Annotated in this window: 19 protein-coding genes; 10 read left to right on the top strand and 9 right to left on the bottom strand. The window is 48.7% G+C overall.

Annotation, left to right across the window (positions count from 1 at the left end; genetic code table 11):
• Positions 1–124 precede the first annotated feature (124 nt).
• Together HRE53_RS34265 and HRE53_RS02105 are read right to left on the bottom strand one after the other, a co-directional pair.
• On the bottom strand, positions 125–253 hold the full coding sequence (locus HRE53_RS34265; RefSeq protein WP_255801145.1) for a hypothetical protein: 129 nt from the start codon (positions 251–253) through the stop codon (positions 125–127).
• A gap of 39 nt (positions 254–292) precedes the next feature.
• A complete protein-coding gene (locus HRE53_RS02105; protein WP_235108890.1) occupies positions 293–592 on the bottom strand; it encodes a hypothetical protein in 300 nt (99 codons plus the stop codon).
• Between the two features lie 236 nt (positions 593–828).
• On the opposite strand from HRE53_RS02105, the gene HRE53_RS02110 reads away from it, so the two are divergent.
• The 7 genes from HRE53_RS02110 to HRE53_RS02140 all read left to right on the top strand — a co-directional run bounded on the left by HRE53_RS02110 (position 829) and on the right by HRE53_RS02140 (position 8,400).
• The gene (locus tag HRE53_RS02110; protein ID WP_212662008.1) at positions 829–1,887 is read left to right on the top strand and encodes an adenosine deaminase; all 1,059 of its coding nucleotides are present in this window, start codon (positions 829–831) and stop codon (positions 1,885–1,887) included.
• Positions 1,888–1,974: 87 nt separating this feature from the next.
• Positions 1,975–3,573, top strand: coding sequence for a mechanosensitive ion channel family protein (locus HRE53_RS02115; protein WP_235108891.1), 1,599 nt, complete (start codon positions 1,975–1,977; stop codon positions 3,571–3,573).
• Between the two features lie 238 nt (positions 3,574–3,811).
• Positions 3,812–4,399, top strand: coding sequence for a TetR/AcrR family transcriptional regulator (locus tag HRE53_RS02120; protein WP_212662010.1), 588 nt, complete (start codon positions 3,812–3,814; stop codon positions 4,397–4,399).
• On the top strand, positions 4,374–5,675 hold the full coding sequence (locus tag HRE53_RS02125; RefSeq protein ID WP_235108892.1) for an efflux RND transporter periplasmic adaptor subunit: 1,302 nt from the start codon (positions 4,374–4,376) through the stop codon (positions 5,673–5,675). Before HRE53_RS02120 ends, HRE53_RS02125 begins: the two co-directional genes overlap by 26 nt.
• 43 nt (positions 5,676–5,718) lie before the next feature.
• Positions 5,719–6,912 carry an ABC transporter permease DevC gene (devC, locus tag HRE53_RS02130; RefSeq protein WP_235108893.1) on the top strand — a complete coding sequence of 398 codons (1,194 nt, stop codon included), beginning with the start codon at positions 5,719–5,721 and terminating at the stop codon, positions 6,910–6,912.
• Positions 6,913–6,933: 21 nt separating this feature from the next.
• On the top strand, positions 6,934–7,644 hold the full coding sequence (locus HRE53_RS02135; protein ID WP_235108894.1) for a DUF4336 domain-containing protein: 711 nt from the start codon (positions 6,934–6,936) through the stop codon (positions 7,642–7,644).
• Between the two features lie 30 nt (positions 7,645–7,674).
• Positions 7,675–8,400 (top strand): ATP-binding cassette domain-containing protein, encoded by a 726-nt coding sequence (locus HRE53_RS02140; protein WP_235108895.1) that lies wholly within the window; start codon positions 7,675–7,677, stop codon positions 8,398–8,400.
• 173 nt (positions 8,401–8,573) lie between these two features.
• Here HRE53_RS02140 and HRE53_RS02145 read toward each other — a convergent pair whose 3' ends face one another.
• From HRE53_RS02145 to HRE53_RS02155, 3 genes are all read right to left on the bottom strand, one after another.
• Positions 8,574–9,953 (bottom strand): NAD(P)/FAD-dependent oxidoreductase, encoded by a 1,380-nt coding sequence (locus HRE53_RS02145; protein ID WP_235108896.1) that lies wholly within the window; start codon positions 9,951–9,953, stop codon positions 8,574–8,576.
• A gap of 379 nt (positions 9,954–10,332) precedes the next feature.
• Complete coding sequence (locus HRE53_RS02150; RefSeq protein WP_235108897.1) at positions 10,333–10,929, bottom strand: hypothetical protein; 597 nt, start codon at positions 10,927–10,929, stop codon at positions 10,333–10,335.
• 131 nt (positions 10,930–11,060) lie between these two features.
• Positions 11,061–12,764 (bottom strand): tetratricopeptide repeat-containing serine protease family protein, encoded by a 1,704-nt coding sequence (locus tag HRE53_RS02155; protein ID WP_235108898.1) that lies wholly within the window; start codon positions 12,762–12,764, stop codon positions 11,061–11,063.
• Between the two features lie 259 nt (positions 12,765–13,023).
• Here HRE53_RS02155 and HRE53_RS02160 point away from each other — a divergent pair, with 259 nt between their 5' ends.
• Positions 13,024–13,998, top strand: coding sequence for a ferritin-like domain-containing protein (locus HRE53_RS02160; protein ID WP_235108899.1), 975 nt, complete (start codon positions 13,024–13,026; stop codon positions 13,996–13,998).
• Between the two features lie 192 nt (positions 13,999–14,190).
• Positions 14,191–14,958 (top strand): isoprenyl transferase, encoded by a 768-nt coding sequence (locus HRE53_RS02165; RefSeq protein WP_235108900.1) that lies wholly within the window; start codon positions 14,191–14,193, stop codon positions 14,956–14,958.
• A 45-nt stretch (positions 14,959–15,003) separates the two neighbouring features.
• Here the strand turns inward: HRE53_RS02165 and HRE53_RS02170 are convergent, their stop codons facing one another.
• From HRE53_RS02170 to HRE53_RS02185, 4 genes are all read right to left on the bottom strand, one after another.
• The gene (locus tag HRE53_RS02170) at positions 15,004–15,567 is read right to left on the bottom strand and encodes a hypothetical protein (RefSeq protein ID WP_235108901.1); all 564 of its coding nucleotides are present in this window, start codon (positions 15,565–15,567) and stop codon (positions 15,004–15,006) included.
• Between the two features lie 111 nt (positions 15,568–15,678).
• Positions 15,679–16,242 (bottom strand): hypothetical protein, encoded by a 564-nt coding sequence (locus HRE53_RS02175; protein ID WP_235108902.1) that lies wholly within the window; start codon positions 16,240–16,242, stop codon positions 15,679–15,681.
• Positions 16,243–16,340: 98 nt separating this feature from the next.
• A complete protein-coding gene (locus HRE53_RS02180) occupies positions 16,341–17,921 on the bottom strand; it encodes a Na+/H+ antiporter (protein ID WP_212662022.1) in 1,581 nt (526 codons plus the stop codon).
• Between the two features lie 94 nt (positions 17,922–18,015).
• On the bottom strand, positions 18,016–19,371 hold the full coding sequence (locus tag HRE53_RS02185) for an ATP-binding protein (RefSeq protein WP_235108903.1): 1,356 nt from the start codon (positions 19,369–19,371) through the stop codon (positions 18,016–18,018).
• 490 nt (positions 19,372–19,861) lie between these two features.
• Between HRE53_RS02185 and HRE53_RS02190 the strand changes: the two genes are divergently transcribed.
• A complete protein-coding gene (locus HRE53_RS02190) occupies positions 19,862–21,643 on the top strand; it encodes a ShlB/FhaC/HecB family hemolysin secretion/activation protein (RefSeq protein WP_212662024.1) in 1,782 nt (593 codons plus the stop codon).
• Positions 21,644–21,704: the final 61 nt, after the last annotated feature.

Consider the following 21,704-nt stretch of genomic DNA (forward strand, 5'->3'; position numbering starts at 1 on the left):
CACATAACAAAGGTTTCAGTGATCATTAAACCATTGAATGGACATGAATAGGCCTTCAAAGGAACGTCCTTGAGAAAGGTTCAAACTATCACAAGACTAACCGTTTAAGAGCCTGGACAGACTCTCAGGATTGGCAGGCATTGGCCATCCCTTGAGTTCTTCTGCCTAAGGGCCGATTGAACTTGCTGAGTCCCACCCAAAATGTACGATATCCGCCGTTGTTGAGATTCTGAGCACGAATACAAGACCACATACCAATCGGCTGTTTAAGATAGCCAATTGGTTCGAATTTCTAGGTACAGCTCTTGCTCTTAGTACAGCGAGTTTTGATAGGTGCACAATGGCCTTGGTCAAACACATAGAAAGAGATAATTTCTGTCGTGGCTTTACGCCGTTTGGGGTTATGTTTACCTTTACGATTTTTGACCACGCATTTGGCTCGGATACTGCCAAAATGGCAATGCCCTTTAGCCCAATATCCATTGGCTTTGACATTAAACCCTTTTGTCTTCGCCTGGGTGGGGGCAGCTAAAGCTAAAAAGGCCTGAGTCACTGCGATACAAGCATCTCCACCGATCATAATCTTCTTCATGATGACGTCTCTTCTAACCATTTAGCGGGGATCTGGGTTAACCCGAAATGAGTTCCCTTTGAGTGGTCCCCACCTTTTGTAGGGGTGAAGTAAATTCGTGATGCAAGCTACGGAAAAACAGGTGGTGTTTTGCTTTGCTGTTAGCGGTCAATCCAACCTAATTTTTTAACAACACAACCCTAGAAATATTTCTTATATTAAAGAGAAGTTTTCAGCTGATATGGCAAGAGGTAATTGTGTCTTTATACGCTGAGTTGCATCGACATTTGGGTGGATCAGTTGTGCCTCGGATTCTGTGGCGCTACTTCAAACGAAATCGCCCCGACTTGGCCCAACCCTTTTCGGACTATCCCCAGTTTGAAGAATTCTACTGTCGGCCTCGGGAATCCCTGGCTGAATATCTAGAACTGCACACCTTGGTGGAAAGCGTTCAGACCCGCGAAACCCTGCCCTACTTTATCTCTCGATTGATTCGAGGGGCTTACGTTTTTGAAAATCTGGCCTATATGGAGATGCGGTATACCCCCTATCTCCGCACCTCAGACCAGCTCAGCCAAACAGAACGCATTGACCAAATGGCCGAGATTGTAGAAATTGTCGGTCAGGCGAGTCAGGTCAAAGAATATCCGATTGTCACCAGCCAAATTCTCTGTATGCATGCTCGTTTGCCCTACGAAGTGAACCGAGCCATTGTGGACATCGCTGCCCAATCCCCGGAGTATGTCTGTGGGATTGATTTAGCAGGTGGAGATGATTTGTATTGCGATCGCATCGACGAATTTGTCGATCTCTATGCCTACGCCCGCTCTCACAATCTCAAAACCACTTGCCATCTCTACGAAACAGAAGGCGGTGCCCACCCCGAACTGCTGCCCTATCTGATGCGAATCGGTCATGGCATCCAGATTCCCTTGCAACATCCTGAACTTCTACCTGCCGTAGCCCAGCGTCGGCAATGTTTAGAGATTTGCCCCACCACTTACCTCAAAACCGGTACCCTACAAAGTATCCAGCAGCTAAAAGTCGTGTTTGACCGCTGTTTTGAAGCTGGGGTTGATGTGGCTATTTGCACCGACAATGCCGGTCTTCACAATGTTCGCTTGCCCTTTGAATACGAAACCCTTCTCACCCAGGATGTCATTAGCTTTGCCCAGCTTAGAGCTTGCCAAGAGAATTCATTCCGCCATGCCTTTGCCTGGCCCCTGAATCAAGGACCAGCTGCTATTCTGAATGATGTTCTTAACTGGGCTCCTGCTGCACTTAACCCCAGTCGGGCGACGGTTGCCACATCCTAATTTCCACAAAATCCAGGGAAATACAGTCGTTGAGCAGCGCAGGCATCCAGCGTAGAACAGTTTGTTGAGACGCCATCAGAGTAGTGAATGCCTGCCATCCGCCATCGAGCAAGACTAGTTCTCGCCTTAGTGAGTATTGCGTTAACGCTGCTCTTGCATTTTTCTAGCTTCGCTCAAATTCCCCCCCCACCGTTCCTGAGTCCCTCCCCCCCACAGCCGCTGATTATTCCCAGCCTTTCAAATCCGCTGGTCTCCGATTGGATTTGGTTAGATGGTCGTCGTCTTTTCAAAGTTGCCGCCACCAAAGGTAATTTATCTGAACGAACTCAAGCGGTACAGGAGAGTTTAGAGGCAATCAAACGCAGTTATCTCCGCTCAGGCTCAATCGAGCCCAGGGTAGAAATCAGAACCAGCAATAACCTGCCGGTGATTTTTGCCGAGGATCAGCATTTATTGACCATCACTACCCTCGATGCTGAACTACGGGGCATTGAAATCACAGTCTTAGATGACCAAATCAAATCTACGGTAGAGAGGGCCTTAAAAAGCTCTAGATCCGAGCGCGAACCCCAATTTTTGCAACAGCAGGTCATTGTTGCAGGCGGTGTAATCAGTCTTGCCATTCTGTTGAATCGCCTTGTCCACCTTTGGCAGCGTCGATTAAAACGCCCTGCCAAAGCCATCGCAGCCCCTAAAACCGATGGGACCAAACAGCTTCCCCCCGTTCAGTTCTGGATCGGTTTCAAGGGGATTTTGTACCAAGTTCTCAGTATTCTGCAAATCTCGATGGGGTTGATCGGCCTCCTGATCTGCTTGGATTTGTTTCCCTACACCCGCCCCATCAACATTTTGTTGCTCAAGGGTCTCCCCATTCCCCTGACCTTGACCGGCGTCGGATTGGCCACCTACCTACTGATCCGCCTGAGTTGGGCCTTTGTTAATCGCTTTGCCCTAGCTTTAACCGTCACCCCCTTCCTTACACCAATAGCCTCACGGCGGACGCTGCTGAGAATCTCCACCATTGCCAATGTGCTCAAAGGATTTGCGGTCCCTGTCTGGATCGGTATTGGCGTGATTGTGGCCTTAATCCTCTTACAAGTAGATGTTGGCCCCTTGCTGGCCGGGGTGGGTTTAGTAGGTGTCGCTATCTCCCTTGCCTCCCAAAGCATTATTAAAGATGCCCTCAATGGCTTCTTGGTGATTGTGGAAGATCAGTTTGGAGTGGGCGATGTGATTCAAGTCGGTGAGTATACCGGCGTAGTCGAAACCTTAAACTTGCGTATGACCCAAATTCGCAATGCCGAAGGACAACTAATCACCATCCCCAATAGTGAAATTCGCGTTGTTGCCAACCTCTCTAGCGAATGGTCACGAGTCGATCTCGACATTCCCATTCCCTACCCTGCTGACGTGGATCAAATGCTGGCTCTGATCCAGACAACCGCACAGGCCATGGCTGCTGAACCAGATTGGGAAAAACATATTCTGGAACCGCCACAACTAATGGGCGTTGATGATTTTGATCATCGAGGTCCCGTTGTGAAAGTTTGGATTAAAACACAACCGCTTCAACAATGGGCTGTATCTAGAGAGCTGCGCCGCCGATTGAAGATAGCGTTTGATGAAGCAGATATTGCCATTCCCGTTCCCCAACATCAACTATGGCTATATCAACCTCGTTCCTGAGGATATCGGGAAGAGGAAATTATCGTACTTTGATGAAGCATAATCCTTTAACCAGACTATAGTCCGGCTGATCTCACCACCGAAATCTCAACTCTCAGCACAGATTATTGACTGTTGGTGATTGAGGACCAAAAGCAACCCAAATGATGGCTTTATCACAGTCTAAAGGGAGTGCTCCATTTTATAACGAACATATGTTATAAAATAAATAGTTCACATCATACTAACGCTGTCGCCCATGCCGAAAGTTGTTGATCGGGTCCAGTACCGCAAAGAGTTGCTAAATGGCTGTATTGAACTCTTTGCTCAAAAGGGCTACGGTTCAATCACCATGCGGCAGATTGCAGAAGGGTTAAAGGTTTCAACCGGAACGCTGTATCACTACTTCGACAGCAAGGAAGCCATCTTTATGCAGCTTGTCCAGGAGCTATGTGAGCAGGATATCTCCCGATTCTTTGCCCAAGCCCCTGAGGCAGACACCTTAGAAGCTCGCCTACAGGCTGTTATGGATTTCGTGTTGAAGAACCTGCAGTACTACCAGCAGCAGATGCTGTTGTGGGTCGATTTTTTCCAACAAACTCGAACAGGGAACGATCAGGAACTTCAGTTCTTGCGTCAGATCTGGAATGGAACTCGTGACGCAACAGTAGATTATCTACAGCTCCCCAATACAGAGCTAGCCGACTTTCTGATGATTTTTATCGATGGCCTGATTATTCAGTACATCTACAACCGAGGCATTGAAGATGCCGACTGGTTACACTCCCAAAGTCAACTTATGATCCAGATGGTCCTCAGCCATGAACAGTTGTCCGCTCAAACTTAAACCCAAGCCATGGTTAATTGGTACGTTGATTGCAGCTATCGCAGCTAGTGGGGGCATTGTCTTTGTCGGCTTGGCCCAAAGTGATTGGCAAGGGACCAGTCCCTCAGACTCCAGTAGCCTACAACCCTCGATCCTGCCAAATGTTGCAGCTTTAGGCCGACTCGAACCTACGGGGGAGATTGTCAAAGTCGCTGCCCCTCTAGCCCTAGACGGAGATCGCCTCACAGAACTCAAGGTTAAACTGGGCGATACGATACAGGCTGGTGATCCCATTGCTGTTTTGGATTCCCGCGATCGCCTGCTAGATGAGGTGGCCCAAGCCCAAGCTCAACTCCGGGTCACCCAGGTGAAGTTAGCCCAAGTGCAGGCAGGGGCAAAACCTGGAGCCATCAATGCTCAAAGAGCAACCGTATCTCAACAATCTGCAGAGGCAATAGGGCAACTACGAATTCAGCGGCAAACCATTGCTCGTCTGGAAGCCCAGTACGAGGGCGATCGCACTGCCCAAACAGCAGCAGTCCAACGGCTAGCAGCGGAACTCCGCACCGCTCAGAAGGAACTGGCTCGTTACCAATCCCTTTATCAAGCAGGGGCTGTTTCTGCATCCCTATTTGATAGTAAGCAGTTGAGTGTAGAAACAACCCAGCAAGCCTTAAAACAGTCCACAGCAGAACTTTCCCGCACCGATGGGATTGCCCAACGTCGTCTTCGGGAAGCTCAGGCTGAGCTGGGTCGTCTTGAAAGTACTGGACAAGCTCAGGTGGCAACCGCACGGTCCCGATTAGCGGAAGTGGCAGAAGTCCGATCAGTGGATATCCAAATGGCTCAAGCGGAGGTTAATGCGGCCCAAGTATCTCTAACCAAGGCCAAAAAAAATCTGGCTCGCGCCACCGTTAAAGCGCCCAGTAATGGGCAAATCCTCCAAATCTATACTCGCCCCGGTGAGCAAATGAGTAGTGATGGCATCGTCGCTTTGGGACAAACGGCCCAGATGCTGGTTATCGCTGAGGTCTACCAAAGCGATATTCATCGTGTTCAGATAGGACAGGCTGCAACGATTCGCGGGCAAGGGTTTACTGGTGAATTAAAAGGCAAAGTGGTGGAGCTGGGACGCCAAATTAGTCGTCAACAGGTCTTTAGTGGTGACCCAGGCGAAAATCTGGATCGCCGAGTCGTGGAAGTGAAGATTGCCCTCAAGCCAACAGACAGCCAGCAGGTGGCTAATCTCAGCAATTTGCAGGTGCAAACGGTGATCCAAATTTCAGATGAGTCTTAATTTGGCATTTTTTATAACGAACGTTTGATTTTGGAAAATGGCCATGAACAGATTGAGTCTTAGCAAGTGGAAACGGCCCAGGTTTCTGAAGCGAACGCCCCTAGCTTGGCAACAGGTGACCCGAGAGCGCACTCGGTTACTCGTTGCGATCGCAGGTATTGCCTTTGCTGACATGCTGATTTTCATCCAGATGGGGTTTGAGGGGGCTTTATTCGACGCTGCCATTCAGCCCCACCGCAATCTGCAGGCAGATCTGGTCTTAACCAATCCCCAAATGCAGACCCTGTTTTCCGTGAAGGCTTTTCCTCGGGCGCGCCTGTTTCAGACCCTGGCCCATCCCCAGGTGAAATCCGTTAATGGGGTCTATGTAGCTACAGGGCAGTGGAAGAATCCCGAAACCAAACGAGAGCGAGCCATTTTGGTCTGGGGTATTGACCCGGCAGAACCTTCCTTTAAATTTCCAGACGTGACGAATAATCAGGATAAGATTCAGCCTCTGCATCGAGTCTTGTTTGATCAGGCCGGACGGCCAGAATATGGATTTACGACGAGTGCGTTTGAGCAAAAGGGCCATTTCTCCGCCGAACTGAATGACAAGTTAATTCAGGTGGATGGTGTCTTTACAAACGGGGCGTCCTTTGCCGCCGATGGCAACGTGATTGCCAGTGATTCTACTTTCCTACAGCTGTTTCCCAACCGTAGTCCGGAACAGATTGAGGTAGGACTGATTCAGCTTCAACCGGGGGCTAACGTGGCACAGGTGCGAGCCGATTTAGAAGCCCTCTTGCCCGACGATGTCTTGATTGGCACCACTGAAGACTTTGCCCAAATCGAACGGGATTACTGGGCGAACGGCACGGGGATTGGCTTTATTTTTGGCCTGGGAGTGGGGGTTGGCTTTATTGTCGGCATCGTCATTGTCTATCAGATTCTCTATGCCGATGTATCTGAGCATTTGCCAGAATATGCCACATTGAAAGCCATGGGCTACACCGACAACTATTTATTGGGGATGTTGATCCAAGAAGCCCTACTTCTAGCTTTTCTCGGATATTTACCCAGTGTGGGATTAGCCTTAGGGCTTTATCAGCTAGCCTTTGCGGCAACCATGCTGCCTATTTCAATGACTGCCCAAAGAGCCGTCACCGTTTTGATCATGACCATTCTAATGTGCTCCATGTCGGGGGCCATTGCCATGCGCAAACTCAGGGCCGCTGATCCAGCCGATATTTTTTAGTCCTCTCTATCCAGCCTGATTATGAACCTTATTCCTATTGCCGAAAATCTTTGGACCGTCACCCAACCCTTCAGCTACCTAGGATTAGAAATCGGTACTCGCATGGTCGTTGTCCGACTGGGTCAGGGAGAACTGATGCTGATTTCCCCCATTCAGCTCCAGGCCAAGGATTGCTCAAGTCTTGATGGATTGGGTACTGTTTGCCATCTGATTGCCCCAAACCAATTCCATCATCTGTACTTGAGCCAAGCTCAAGCACTCTATCCAGATGCCACCACCTGGGGCGTCGAAGGGTTAGCCGAAAAATCTCCTGATCTAAGGCTGGATAGTTTGCTGAACAACAGTGGCACCTTTGGAGAGGAATTAGAATACCTCCCGTTTAAGGGATTTGGAGCTCTTTTACCCCGAGGTATTTGTCTCGCCCATGAAACTGTCTTTTGGCATCGGCCCAGTCGCAGCTTGATTCTAACGGATACCTCGTTTCATTTTGATGAGACTTATCCGTGGGTCACGCAGTTAGCGGCACGGGTTATGGGCTCTTACCAAGTATTGAAACCGTCCTACTTCGAGAAATGGGGCAGCCGCGATAAAGCCCAGGTGAAAGCTTCTGTTCGCCAGGTGTTGGCATGGGATTTTGATCGGGTCATTACGGCCCACGGCAGCATCGTCGAAACTGATGGCAAGGCTCAATTCACAGCGGGCTTTGAGTGGTTGCTGGAAGAAACCCTATAGCACCTTGCTTTTTGTTCTGGAGTGATTTTCATGTCTAACGTCATTATTGCCCACCAACTCAACCATTTCTTTGGCGAAGGTCAGCTTCAGAAGCAGGTCTTATTCGATATTAATCTAGAGATTGAAGCGGGTGAAATTGTGATCCTCACCGGGCCTTCGGGGTCTGGGAAAACAACCCTGTTGACCTTATTAGGGGGCTTAAGAGCAGCCCAAAGCGGCAGCCTCAAGATTCTGGACCAGGAAATGCTGGGAGCCTCGAAACAGCAGTTGAGCCAGCTTCGCTGCCATATCGGCTATATCTTTCAGGCCCACAATCTAATGAGCTTTCTCACCGCCAAGCAAAATGTGCGCATGTCCCTGGAGTTACATGACCATTTTTTGGAGCAAGACTTGGATGCGATCGCATCCAACATACTCAGCGCAGTCGGCCTAGAAGACCGCATCAACTATTACCCCGACGCACTCTCCGGGGGACAACGCCAGCGAGTCGCCATTGCCCGCGCTTTAGCTAGCCATCCCAAAATCATCTTGGCGGATGAACCCACTGCCGCTCTGGATAAAAAATCAGGACGAGACGTGGTAGAGATTATGCAACAACTCGCCCGAGAACAGGGCTGCACCATTCTCCTCGTCACCCACGACAACCGAATTTTAGACATTGCCGATCGGATTATCTACATGGAAGATGGACGTTTAGTCCCCCTGCCACAGACAGAGGAGGGAGTCTCTGCCCCATCTCCTAGTATTGCCGCTTAGATTGTGGCAGTCCATCTTTGGAGTGAGCATTTGAACCTGAATTATGGCTCGCTGAAATATCGAACTAAGGCTATACGACATTTAAAACCCTTATGTCTTCCGTATAGAAACCCAGGTTTTGACATCCAGGTTCTTCTCTCAATATTTCCAGTTAGGGCAAGGGGTTTTGATGCTTAGGCAATTCTCCAAACAACTAACCAAATCACAGGAATACTACCGATTAACGTCGCTAGTACTAGGCGTAATTGACTATTTTGACGCTGAACTTGCTGCCATATTTTGGAATAAGGAACGTCAGCATCCCCAAGTTGAAAAAGAGCATATTTATGAAACCATCTGGGGAGTAATTTATGCAGAAACATGAGGATCACTACTTTGGCAATAAACAGGATATTACTTGCTCGTTTATTCCCCCCAAAGCCAATTTCAGACAGCCGAGCAATTGCATCCGTATCAGGCTTCCGGGCCGCAGTATAGGCGGGTAAAGCGAGAGATAAATCTCCCTTAGTTTGGGCCAATACCTCAGCAAAGATCCGGCAGCTTTCAAGGGCGACATTGCACCCTTGCCCCAAAGATGGCCACACTGAGTGGGCAGCATCTCCCAACAAGACCACACAATCGCCTCCTTCAAACTGATTGCACTGGGTGGTGATTCCTCCGTGGGCCGCTTTTTGTGACAATAAATCTTGAGCGAACTGCGGCGGCAAACCAGCTTGATCTAGACTGGGAAAAACATCAGGGAATTTCTCCTTAAATAAGGCCAATATATCTGCTTCTGTCTGAATTGTTTCGTACGTGATGTCTCCTGCTTGGGGCAAAATTAATACCCCTTTGAGGGAGCCATCGGTACTGGGTGGAGCGAGTAACGTCAGGGGTTGAGCATTGGGCCATGTATGAAAACTTTCTGCCCACTTTTGCTCTACACCGGGTAAATCTTTCGCGAACCCTAAATCACAAATTTTGTACATCATACTGTCTTGGTTTTGCCGGACTTCGAATCCTTGAAGCTGTGATTCCATTGAAGTCCTGACGGTACTGAAGACACCATCTGCACCAATTAATAAGTCAAAGTTTTGCTGCTGTTGGTCTTGTTTGCCTTGAAACAACGCCGTCTTATCCTGAAAATTGACCTGCAACAGGGTTTGATCAAAGTGATATTGAATGTTTTCTGGAAAGCGATGCTGCCCCTCTGCAATGAGAACTTGAGCTAGGGTAGCGCGATCGACTGACACAGCATCACGAAACCCTTTCCCTAAGGCTCCCCCTTTGGCCGTATGTCGAACATTCCCTTGGAGAAGCACCTGTTTGTCTGGCGGTAGCTCCACTCCAATATCTGTCAGGGCTTTCCGCCCCCGACGGCTCAAGATGATATTAAATGAACGTCGATTGCTAGACGCTTTAAACTCAGCACTGTGCCGCTCGTAAACAGAGACGTGCCAACCCATTTTGGCTAAATATAAGGCAGCCAGTGCGCCAGTTGGCCCACCCCCCACAATCACAACTTTTCTTCCCTCAGGGGATGGTGAAGTATTCGCGGATAGAGTCTCTACCATGCTTGAGTTCCAGCGCTGATCCACCTCATCTTATAGTGCTATCGGTGGCATCTTAGGATAACGAACTTAATAACACCGGAAAATATAGTTGAACACGACTCTACCTCCTATCCTCCACAGCCTTAACGCCACTGATGCCCCCTAAATCCCCCAGAATGGGGGATTTAGGGGGCGCTTGCAAAAGCTGATGTTGCCAAAAGAGACGGCAGAAATCTCGGTATTAATCAATTTTCATTCCTTAATGCTCATTTAGCATGATTAAAGCGAGGTGAGATTTGACACTCGGCTGCTGCTAACGGACTGTCCTTTTGAACGTCGCTTCAATCAATTGTTCTGCACTACAGGATTAGAAGTTTCTTTTGCCTACTGCCACAAAAATCTAATCCGCCTCAGTTAATTCTGCTTGGTGACGCTCTGCAAACTCAACCCACAATAGGCCACCAAAAGGAACTTGCCCAAAGCCCGATTCATATTGGTCAAGTACTCTACTGGCATCGTCAATCAGCACCTTCTCGACAGAAACACGATGCACTGTGTAGGGAGTATTGACAAAGGGAGCGTCCAGGCGACGTCTGAAAGGTTCATCGAGTAGAAACGATTTAACCAGGCCATGGGAATTACCGCTATGGTTCCCCCCCTTCAGGTCCCATTCTTGACTCTGAATTGCCGCCTTCGCAAGATACGTTGAAATCCATGGATAATCTGCTATATCTCCCAGGTACATTCCTTCAAGGGGGGCTGCATTAACATCACGCTTACTTAGCCATTTTTGAATCGATATTCGATAGCTCTCTTCATCAATGGTGCAACCAAATTCTCGTCCCCGCAATCTAAATCCAGTGGCGGAGGGGCTGCCATCAATAATAGGGGTGCATTGATTGCTATTCCAATGGTTTAACCCACTTCCCGAAATAAAGTACCAAACCCCAAGGGTAACGAGAAATACTGGCATCAACTCATCATCCTTTTTAGGCAAGATATTTCCAGTCTAGCGAAAGCCATTTCGCCAGTTGGTCAAAGAGTTAAATGCTATTGCAAAATTTCTGAATTTCAGCCTCTTAGGGTTTACATTGCTTTTCTGATCAACGTGAAACTAACACGATGTCATTAGCGAGATTTGAGCACAGCTTGAGCCTTGGGATGCTCTAGTAATGCAGTGGCATCCTTCAATAATCGCTTGCCTAATATTTGGCTTAGAAATCCTTTATTCGTCCAGGTTCGCTCAAGTTGCCTAGCTGTTTTCAGTTTCTGTAAAGCCTCGTTTTCCCGACCCTGCGTCAATAAAGTCGTGCCAATCAACAAATGAGCACCAGCAGACTCTTCTGAACTAGCTTTGATCGCAGCTTGCCAGTCTTGGATTGCCTCAGGGACTTCGGAGTTCTCGTAGCGGGCAATCCCACGGTAAATGTAGGTTTCACCCTCTTTAGGTTTAAACTGAATGGCTTGATCGTAATCGGCCAGTGCCTGAGCCACTTCTCCCTGTTGAAACTGCAATCGACCTCGCGTTTGATAGGCTTGGGCATAGGTCGGATCGATGGTGAGGGCTTGCTTGAGATCCAATATTGCACCGCGAATATCTTGCTCTAACCAGCGGGTGAACCCTCGATTTTTATAAGCTTTGGCCAATCCCGGCTCTAAACGTAGGGCCTGATTAAAATCGTCAATGGCGTAGGCCCGAGCACCCGTATAGAAATGAGCTAAGCCGCGATTATTGTAAGCATTGCCGTCTTGGGGATTGAGTTTGAGGGCTTCACTAAAATCTCTCACGGCCCGAGAAGCACTAGAATGCAAATTTTGATTGGGCCTGAGGGCTTGGGCTAGGTAGACTGCCCCCCGGCTATTGAAGAACAAAGCGTTGTAAGGATCGATGGCGATCGCATGGTTCAAGTCTGCTAAAGCCTCGGCATAATTACCACGCTGGTACTGGGCCAATCCTCGACCATGCAGGGCTACGGCTTTGCGATCGCTCCCCAATACCTGATTAAACTTAGAGACCGCTTTGCTACTCTCTCCCTGGCCGAGCGCCTGTCCTGCCTCCACCAGAGCCTGATCCACTAAGGCGGGGGGAGCGGGTTTAGATGGAGGTGTTGCAAACCCCAATTCCAGCTTGGCATCTTCAGCTTTTTGCAAAAATATATTGATAGGAATGCCTAAGTTAAACCCTGTTTTGACATAAATATCTGGATTTAGATTCGGATTTTGAGCTTGAGGCGTTGTATCTGCTCGACCATGAATCCCAATCAGTTGACCTTGGCTATCAAGAACCGCGCCACCACTCATCCCTGGCAAGGTGGCATTGGAATAGACCAGCCCATACCCATCCCGTAAAGGTCGCGCAGCATTCGCCGTAATTTGTCCTGCTGTAAAGTTGTAAACCACCTCATTGATGGCCGCCGTTTTCCCTGGAAATCCGGCAACGTAGCAGGGCATGCCCGCAGAAATTTGCTGGGCATTGCCCACTTCAGCCACTTGATAGGACTGGCTACTAGAAAACTGAATCAACGCTAGATCGACATTGGACAGCTGCTGGATTGTTGTATTCGTAATTGGATGTCGAGCCCGATCGGGGGTGACAACCTCATAGGTATCCTCGCTTCCCACCACATGGGCAGCCGTTAATACGGTATAGGTGTCCCCATCCTGTTTAATAATCACCCCAGATCCAGGTGCTTGGCTATCCACTCGGACCGTGATGTTACGGGCAACCTTTGCAACCTCAGCCGCACTCAAGGCATGACTCACCTGGGGCTGTGCGATCACCGCAGCAACCCCAACCAAAACCACCGGAAGACCAGGAGCAAACTTTATCATATTGATCAAAATTGTGGTTGTTAATCACTATTAGCATGCCCGAACGCTCCCGTTGTAAGGCTTACCTGTCATAAACCGTAAGGATTTTCCCTCGACAAAATCAAGAATTCTAGATTTCGTATCGTCCACCACTCAGGATCAACAATTCTGGTCATCAATATAAATCCGACTTTCCGACTTTTAAGTCCCGACTCTGGCCGACTGACTTCTGGGTTGACCTTGCTTAGGCTATTGGTTGCAAGCTACCCCGGAGAGTGCCATGACTCCCACACTATTAATCAATACCTCGTTTCTTGACCAATCCTCATCCACCCAGTCCTTTGAAACTGCTCCCATTCCACACCGCTTAAACAAATTGATTCAGACTTATCTGACAACTGATATCCTCAACGATCGTCTGCAGGATTTACCTCAACAATTCCAAGATCCTCAACCCCGGCCTTGGCAACCGCTCGACTGGAATCACATTGAACCAAGTCAGATAAGGGGAATTGATCCCCTTATTTTTTTAGCCATTATTGCAGGCAGTATTGATACAGAAGCCCCTATTCGTGGCTATACCCAAACCAGTCGTCAATACCTCAGCCCTCTGCATCCACAAATGGCTCGGTTTGTGGGCGGTATCGTCAATGGCCAAGAAGACCTAGTTGAATTGGGACTCTGGGAAAGGGAAGAACGTCAACATTCTCCAGCTCTGCAGCGATTGTATACCCAGCTGTCTGGCTTAAAAATGATGCCTCTCCCCCACGATCCTAGACCTTATGAGCCCACGGATAATTCCCAGCAAGATCTGTTTGAGCATGGCCTACATCGAGTGGCGACGGAATATGGGGCCACCTGCCTGTATTTATGGTTAATGGCTCACTCTACCGGGCCATTACATCAGGTGCTAGCAGAGCTATTGATCGACGAAATTAACCATATGACCAAATTTTGGGGCTTTGGGTGCTGGGCCTATCCCCACACCACTATGTTTAAGACTCTGATGACTTTACTTCGTCCCCAGTTGAGACCTACGCAACAAAAACCCATTAGTTTTAGTCGTACCCTAGAACGGATGATGCAAGTGCTCCACTGGGAAGCCTGGTCTCTTCCCAATAAGCTATCCCTCTTATGGACCTTTGTTTATGTTTTATGGCATCTGTGGCGGTGGGGCCGCTCTTTGAACATAAAGCAGCTTAATCGCTGGCTTGGGCAATCCCCAGAAGTCTCTTTTTCCTCCACTGGAGTTTAGTTCTAGCCATTTTTATAGGGTCTTTTGTAGATTGTCTTCTTTCTGTTTACTCCATTAGACCTTGACAATCCTGGTCAGAGATTGTTAGACAAAACTACTGACCGGGGAATGATTACGAACAGAGAATAACTTCCTCTGACTTGTATGGGCTCCAGATTTAACCAATTGATGTCACCGACACCTTCTGTATTAATGAACAACTTCGATTACGTTACTCGCCCTACAGATTTAGACCCCGATTGTTTACCCCAGCATGTTGCCGTCATTATGGATGGCAACGGTCGCTGGGCTAAACGCCAAGGGTTTCCTCGGATTGCGGGTCATCGCCAAGGGGCACGGACCCTCAAAGATTTAGTGCGCTGCTGCAAAGACTGGGGCATTCCGACCCTGACAGCCTATGCCTTTTCTACGGAAAACTGGCGTCGCCCCCTAGAGGAAGTAGACTTTCTGTTGGTCTTGTTTGAGCGTCTCCTTCGCCAGGAACTCGCTGAAATGGATCGCGAAGGGGTACGGATTTCCTTTATCGGCGACTTATCACCGCTGCCCTCTTCTTTAAGGAAGGAAATCGATCGAGCGGTCTTAGCAACAGCCGACAACCGGGCCGTGCATTTCAATGTGGCAGTTAATTATGGCAGTCGAGCAGAATTGACCCAGGCTTGTCGCCAAATTGCGGAGCAGGTTCAGTTGGGTAATATTGAGCCAGATGCAGTAGATGAGCAGCTGATTGAACAATATCTCTATACTACTGGCACCCCTGATCCTGACCTGCTGATTCGTAGCAGCGGTGAACTCCGCTTGAGTAACTACCTGCTGTGGCAGTTGGCCTATACAGAGTTTTACTTTACGGATGTGTTCTGGCCCGATTTTGGCCGGGCAGCTTTTCATGAGGCTTTGCAGCACTACCAGATGCGCGATCGCAGATTTGGTACCGTAAAACTCAAGCAGCCCTGTGCAGGTTAGTTCGAGGGAAGCAGCGAAAGAGAGATCTTTTCCTCGGAACTGGGCCTAGAGTCGACCCTTACGCCGTAGGGAATTCAGTTCATCCTCCATCTTGTCCTTATGGGTATCTGCCCCGGTCACTCTCAGGTAACCGAAGTACATGATCCCTGTCAGTCCCAGTAGTAAAAAGACAAGATACTGAAACGGAATAAATGAGAAAATCACGATTCGCATGGACTTCAGCATCCATGCGAGTCCTAGATATCCTGCTGCAATCAAGGCGATACCCTGAACCATCCGGGCAACGGGGACTTGATTCAAGGGAAGACGTTGCTTCGTGACCCAAAATGAAATGCCCACATAGTAACAAGGGGCCAACATTAACAGAATATCTGCTTCCTGCATCACCCGAGCCCAGCCGCCGTTGTGGGTGGCGAACAACACATAGCCAACCGCTAAAACCAAGCTCAAGAGGGCCATCCCTAAGTTAAAGCTCAATACAAAGGGTTCTTCTTTCTGACCTGGGATCACCACACAGATTGCCAATGCTATCCATGGGGCAAACAACATAATGCCCAAGAGCAATGGTTTGTACTGAGTCAAAAGCGAAAACAGGTCTTGAAAGGTCATCGTCCTTCCTTTTGTGATGGTGCTTCCAACCTCAGGGTGCCCACCCACAGAAAGGGAATGATGAGCGGATGATTTCCCAAAAAATAAACGGCATCCCTTTGGACGTTAAAGTTAACGCTTGAATTTCTTTTTCGGCTTTACTGCTTTTTGCACCCGCCAAGAGGTTTCAGTCCCCATTTGGCCGACCTTGGTAAACACAAACCCATATCGCTCAAACTTGGGATATTTACCTACCGAGCGTCGAGAAAGTCCGAGAGCCATGGATAAATCTGAAGTGGGTAACAACCACTCATGGGTTGTCGCCTTTTCCAATAAATCCAGGCGATTCATCAGCAGTTGTAAGGGGTCAGGCTGAGTCGCAAAAGCGTTTAAAAAAGCAGCAAAATTGGCATTCTGACTGATAGGAGCCGAACCATCGTCGGCAGGAATGGTCAAGGCACCTGTCTCCACCGTTACAGGCTGCTCCGTAAAGTCATGAATGGTTCCGCCTGCCTCAATATGATCGCCGAGGGCGTCTAAGCGCACGACATCAGCAGGGGTAACAAAGGCCCGCCGTCCCACTTTGGTGGGTTGTAATTCCAATGCCGACAAACGATTGTAGAGGGCTGATCGCTTAATGTTATAACGCTCTTGTAGCTGGCTGACAGGAATGAGTTCAGCAGAATCTTTGGCCATGATGTCTGAAAAACGTTGAGGAACCTTGTTAGCTTAGAATACTCAAAATTGAGGACTATGCTAAGGGACCGTTGTTTTCCGTTACATCCAAGCCCCCTTTACTCCGGGATAAACACCTCTGCTAAGAAAGGAGCCAACTCTTTATTAAGACGCCCTGCTCTTACAAACTCAGCATAGGTGTCTGCCTCAATGGCAAGTAATTCTTCTTTCAGTTGATCAGCAGTAAATTCCTTCAGTTCAGGACATTTCTTTTGCATCTCGTCCAATTCCGATTCAAGCTTGGCAAGCTGTCCCTCGACTAAGGCTGTTTGATACCTATAAAATTCAGGTTCAATCCCCGGTCTAGCATCTCCTTTCTCTAGAAAAGCTAGGACCCGAGAAAGGGCAGCCCGACGAGCGATCGTAGCCAGATAATCCTGCTGTTGGGTCTGATCACTAATCAACCCCAGCCCTTGTAATAAGAACTTGGTCGTCAGTCCCTGAACCAACAGCGTAAACAGCACGACCCCAAATACCGTGGCAATAATTTCCTCGCGTTCGCCCAAGACCGCAGGCACGCTGAGAGCCAAGGCAATGGAGACCGATCCGCGCAAGCCCCCCCACCATAAGACCGTTTGATCTTTGAGAGGAATCTCTGATTTCACTGTCGCATTACTAAAGAAGCCTAAGGCAAAAATAGACACCGCCCGAGTCACTAGCATGCCGATAATAGTGACCACAATCGTGCCCAGGTTGTCCCCCAAAATGGCAAACCGAATCTGATCGCCAATCAGCAAAAAGACGATGGAGTTCACGAAGAAAGCCAGAAAGTCCCAAAACTCTGTGACAATTAGTCGGGTTCTGGGGTTCATGCCAATCCGAGACCCAAAGTTGCCTAGCACTAAACCGGTGGTGACCACACCGATGACCCCAGACCCGCCTAGATCCTCCGTCAGCAAATAAGACGCATAGGCAGAGACCAAAGTTAAAGACTGTTCGACCAGGGGCAAATCAAAACGCTGTGTCAGGTAGGAAATCCCAAACCCAAGCAGAGAGCCCACCCCAATGCCAATCCCAATCACGGCGAGCAATTGTCCCAACACTTGAGACGGTTCAAAGGTGCTCACCCCTAGGGGTAATCCCACCAGAAAGCTGAAAGCCACAACAGCCATGCCATCGTTAAACAGACTTTCGCCTTCCATCAGAGTTTTGAGGCGTTTTCCTGCCCCTAATTCTCGGAATAGAGCAATCACCGAGACCGGATCAGTCGCAGACAGACTGGCCCCAATCAATAGGGCCGTTGTTATGGAAATGCCTGCAAATTTGTTGAGGCCCAGGGCCACTCCACCAATGGTGATGACTACCCCGAAAATGGCATACAGACAGATGGGGAATAAATCACTTTTGAGATCGGACCACTTTAGGTTCCAAGCCGCTTCAAATAGCAACGGCGGTAAGAAAATCGCCAGAATGAGCTCCGGAGATAAATCCACCAACCGCACATCGACAAAGGCTAACCCCAACCCAACGATGACCAGCAGCAAGGTATAAGGAATTTGGCGAAACCAGCTAAACACCTGGGGCAGGGTGGCAACACTCAAAGAGACGGATAATACCAGCAAAAATTGTTTGAGATTACTTGCGATCGCATCTTCTGCTTCCATCGCCATCTCAGCCACAATCGGATTGCTCAACAGCATTCAGTACTATTCCCCACAAACGTTTGCTTTGACTAAAGACAACGGACTTGAACAGGCTACCATCCTGTCATTAGCCCCTTATAGGCTACCCTGTTCAGGCCAGAATCTTGACGTCTGATTCCGGCAACCTCACCATAAACGTACTGCCTGGGGCAGCCAAGGCCAATGGTTCGGGCTGATCAATACGGGGACTAAAGGCTTGAATATCGCCTTGCATTTGTTCCATCAGCGTTTTGGCAATGGCCAATCCTAGCCCTGTTCCAGGAATATCTGTTTGGGCCTGCACACCTCGATATTGGCGCTCAAAAACTCGTGTTAAATCAGCCTGGGGAATTCCTGGGCCGCTATCACTGATTAATAGGAATTGGGCAGGTTGGCGACCTTCAGCCAACTGGCGACAAACCTCTACCTGCACCTCGCCTCCAGCCGGGGTATATTTCAAAGCATTATCAAACAAATTGCTACAGACCTCACGCAACGCAATCATATCTGCCTTAATCGGGGGCAAATTGCTAGGAATCCTGACGGTGAGCTGTAGTTTTTTTTGCTCTACTCGTCCTACTGCTGACTGGATTAGGGGTTGGAGGATATCCATGAACTGGCAGAGCTGCATCTGCAGCTCATCTTCCCCTAAAGGAAGCGAGGGAGGTAAGGCCGGAGGAGTTGGTTGAGACGTTGAGACCCAAGCATCCGCATCTAGTGGCTCGATGGCCGCTTCCCCTAAATCAATAGCACCGTCAAACTGGCGCAGCATCTCTTCTAATCGATCGCTTTGCTCAACAATACTGGCGGCAATTTTGCGATTACTTTCATCTTCCCCAAAGCGCTTGTGGAGGAGCTTGCCTAAGGTTTTCAAGGCGGTGAGTGGATTACGAAACTGATGTAGCAGATTAGACAGGGTCTGGTGCTGTTCCGACTGCAACACTCGCTGTTGATACTGAGCATTGGCTAGCCATTGGGATCGCTGATCCAAAATACAGGCCAGAGCTAAGGTATCCGCAATCTGCTGCAGTTGCGATTGTTCGACCTTGCTCCACGAACGATGTTCACGGGCAGCGACCAGCAACCCCAAAACCATCTCTTCATGAATTAACGGAATCACGACTTGTTGAGCTTGTGATATGGCCAGAGCTGTGGTGGAAAGCGTGTTATCTGACCAGAATTCGTCTTTTTCTAACTCAGACAAAATATTGGTTTGGCTAGAAGTTAGTGAGGCACTTGGATTCCGTTTCTGTTCAGGGTCGCTTGCGGGCAGGCGCAGGGGTGCTGGCTGTAAATTTTGCGCTGACTCTTCTGGATAAATGACGATGGGAATTAGCTCACCCTGTTGTTGCGCAGGCAAATCTTTGGACAAGTACACTGCTCCCATACTGGCCTGAAAGCTCTGCATCAATAAGGTCACCTGTGTTCGACAGAGATTGGTGAATTCGATGCTAGCGGGCAACAACATATGACAGGAGCAAACAAGGCTGGGATAGGATTCTCACTCTTACACACTCTAATAGATTTCTAGAGGCTTGATCAGCTAATCCTGCGATATGAGGGTTGACATAAAACACATTTTCTTATCCATTTTATACTTCTAGAACAATACAAAAGAGTCAGAAGAAAGTGCCTGGTTAGAGACTGATGATTTCATTGGTCTTTTATTGCAGAATTGGCAGTGTCTGCAATAAAAACTTTGCTTATGGGGGAATCTAAGTACCAGGGCTAAAACACCCTTGATATCAATTTCGATATTCTGCTCAAGCCATATGCTTACGAGCCTGATGGGATCTTGAATCGAGAAAGACAGGCAGGAATCAAACTGCCGAGAAAGATTTATTTTTGTTGAGTAACTGCGTATTTTTCAAGAGACATCATGATGTTAAAGTGAGCTTAATCTAAATAGAATCACTACCCTATTCCTAAGCTAATACAGTTACTGATGAACCCTAAAGATGGCTTCTGAATATCGTTTTATTCGCCTTCGCTTTCACCTACTCAGAACTTTTTTGGGCTTATGGGGACTCTATCTTCTCCCCCTAGGGGTTAGGGCTCAAACTGCCCCACCTCCTGGCGTTCCAAATATCCCCCCAGATGTTACTCCCATTGAACCTATCGAGCCTAGGACTTTCCCGAAACCAGCACCTCAGGCTCCCCCAAAGTTACCCCCTTCTGAGGACTTGCTGAACGCTCCACCCCAGCCAACGCCTCAACCAGAATCTCCGGATAACCCTAACTTCATTGCCGTGACGGAATACCGTATCACTGGCAACACGGTGTTAAGCGAAGAAGAAATACAACAGGTTACTAAGCCCTTCACAGGGGATGCTGTGCCTTTCTCTCGGCTGCTAGAGGCCCGTTCTGCCCTAACTCAGTACTATATCGATCAAGGCTACATCACCTCAGGAGCCTACTTGCCAGCAGACCAGGTAATTGAGAAAGGAATAGTGACCTTACAAGTCGTGGAAGGACGGCTGGAAGGTATTGAAGTCTCGGGAAATAAGCATCTGAAGTCTAGCTATGTTAGTAAACGCCTAAACCTGGGGGCGGGGCCGCCTCTGAATGTGAATGAGCTATTGGGGGCAATGCGATTGCTCCAGATCGATCCTCTGATTGGGAACCTCTCTGCTGAACTGACGGCAGGCTCTGGCCCTGGTTTGAGTATTCTGCAGGTAAAAGTTGAAGAGGCTCCTTCCTTTGATGTGCAGTTCGTCTTAGACAACCAGCGTTCTGGCAGTATTGGTAGTTTTCAACGGCAAGTTGTGGTCAGTGAAGCCAACCTCTTCGGATTTGGAGATGGGGTGCGGTTGGGGTATGCCAATACCGATGGTAGTAATGAATTGGACTTTAGCTATACCTTTCCCATCAATGCTCGCAATGGCACGATCAGCGCTAGCTTTAGCCAGGTTTGGAGTCGGGTTGTAGAAGAACCCTTCGATCAGTTGGATATTGAAGGGGTTTCACGAGACCTGAGTTTGACCTATCGTCAGCCCGTTATTCAAACGCCCCAGAAGGAGCTGGCCTTAGGGATTACTTTAGGTCGCCAAGAAAGTGATACTTCGTTACTAGGATTCCCCTTTCCTCTTTCTCCTGGAGCTGATGCTGAAGGGCGTACTGAAATTTCCCAACTCCGGTTATTCCAGGAGTGGACCCAGCGGGGAAATGATTCGGTTTTAGCATTGAGATCAGAATTTGGTATTGGCCTAGATGCCTTTGCCACGATTAATCCAAATCCAACGGCACTGGGTGAACCTGAAGTTCCTGATGGTCTGTTTTTCCTCTGGCGTGGACAAGCTCAGTGGGTTAAGCAGTTTGCCCCTGGCAACCTCTTGCTACTGCGATCGACTGCTCAATTTGCCGACCGCTCCTTAGTCCCTCTGCAGCAGTACGGTTTAGGGGGACTCAATAGTGTTCGAGGGTATCCTCAAAATCTCTTGCTGGTTGATAATGGCTTATTTGGTTCCGCAGAGTATCGTTTACCTCTGGCTCGGTTTGGCGATAACCAAGAAGGACTATTACAGCTGGCCCCCTTCTTCGATCTCGGCCATGGATGGGGTAACACAGATGGATCGAGAACAGAGACTTTAGCTGCTGTGGGTTTGGGGCTTAGATGGCAGTGGTCCGACCTGATGTCTGCTCGGTTAGATTGGGGAATTCCAATTATCTCCATTGGGCCAGAAACAAGTGGTTTTGATGATAGTCAGCTCTTTTTCTCAATTGTGGTCAGTCCGTTTTAAGTCTTACCCTTCTGAGCTGTTCTATCTTGCTCTGCACAATAGGCAGAACAGATGGGCAAAT

Source organism: Acaryochloris sp. 'Moss Beach' (assembly GCF_021497025.1).
GTDB lineage: Bacteria > Cyanobacteriota > Cyanobacteriia > Thermosynechococcales > Thermosynechococcaceae > Acaryochloris > Acaryochloris marina_A.

Coding starts and splice junctions, on each gene's coding strand:
- HRE53_RS02125 (WP_235108892.1), top strand. CDS start 4,374: ATGAACAGTTGTCCGCTCAAACTTAAACCCAAGCCATGGTTAATTGGT.
- devC (WP_235108893.1), top strand. CDS start 5,719: ATGAACAGATTGAGTCTTAGCAAGTGGAAACGGCCCAGGTTTCTGAAG.
- HRE53_RS02165 (WP_235108900.1), top strand. CDS start 14,191: ATGAACAACTTCGATTACGTTACTCGCCCTACAGATTTAGACCCCGAT.
- HRE53_RS02160 (WP_235108899.1), top strand. CDS start 13,024: ATGACTCCCACACTATTAATCAATACCTCGTTTCTTGACCAATCCTCA.
- HRE53_RS02140 (WP_235108895.1), top strand. CDS start 7,675: ATGTCTAACGTCATTATTGCCCACCAACTCAACCATTTCTTTGGCGAA.
- HRE53_RS02115 (WP_235108891.1), top strand. CDS start 1,975: ATGCCTGCCATCCGCCATCGAGCAAGACTAGTTCTCGCCTTAGTGAGT.
- HRE53_RS02180 (WP_212662022.1), bottom strand. CDS start 17,921: ATGCTGTTGAGCAATCCGATTGTGGCTGAGATGGCGATGGAAGCAGAA.
- HRE53_RS02185 (WP_235108903.1), bottom strand. CDS start 19,371: ATGTTGTTGCCCGCTAGCATCGAATTCACCAATCTCTGTCGAACACAG.
- HRE53_RS02190 (WP_212662024.1), top strand. CDS start 19,862: ATGGCTTCTGAATATCGTTTTATTCGCCTTCGCTTTCACCTACTCAGA.
- HRE53_RS02135 (WP_235108894.1), top strand. CDS start 6,934: ATGAACCTTATTCCTATTGCCGAAAATCTTTGGACCGTCACCCAACCC.
- HRE53_RS02105 (WP_235108890.1), bottom strand. CDS start 592: ATGAAGAAGATTATGATCGGTGGAGATGCTTGTATCGCAGTGACTCAG.
- HRE53_RS02120 (WP_212662010.1), top strand. CDS start 3,812: ATGCCGAAAGTTGTTGATCGGGTCCAGTACCGCAAAGAGTTGCTAAAT.
- HRE53_RS34265 (WP_255801145.1), bottom strand. CDS start 253: ATGTGGTCTTGTATTCGTGCTCAGAATCTCAACAACGGCGGATATCGT.
- HRE53_RS02145 (WP_235108896.1), bottom strand. CDS start 9,953: ATGGTAGAGACTCTATCCGCGAATACTTCACCATCCCCTGAGGGAAGA.
- HRE53_RS02155 (WP_235108898.1), bottom strand. CDS start 12,764: ATGATAAAGTTTGCTCCTGGTCTTCCGGTGGTTTTGGTTGGGGTTGCT.
- HRE53_RS02175 (WP_235108902.1), bottom strand. CDS start 16,242: ATGGCCAAAGATTCTGCTGAACTCATTCCTGTCAGCCAGCTACAAGAG.
- HRE53_RS02170 (WP_235108901.1), bottom strand. CDS start 15,567: ATGACCTTTCAAGACCTGTTTTCGCTTTTGACTCAGTACAAACCATTG.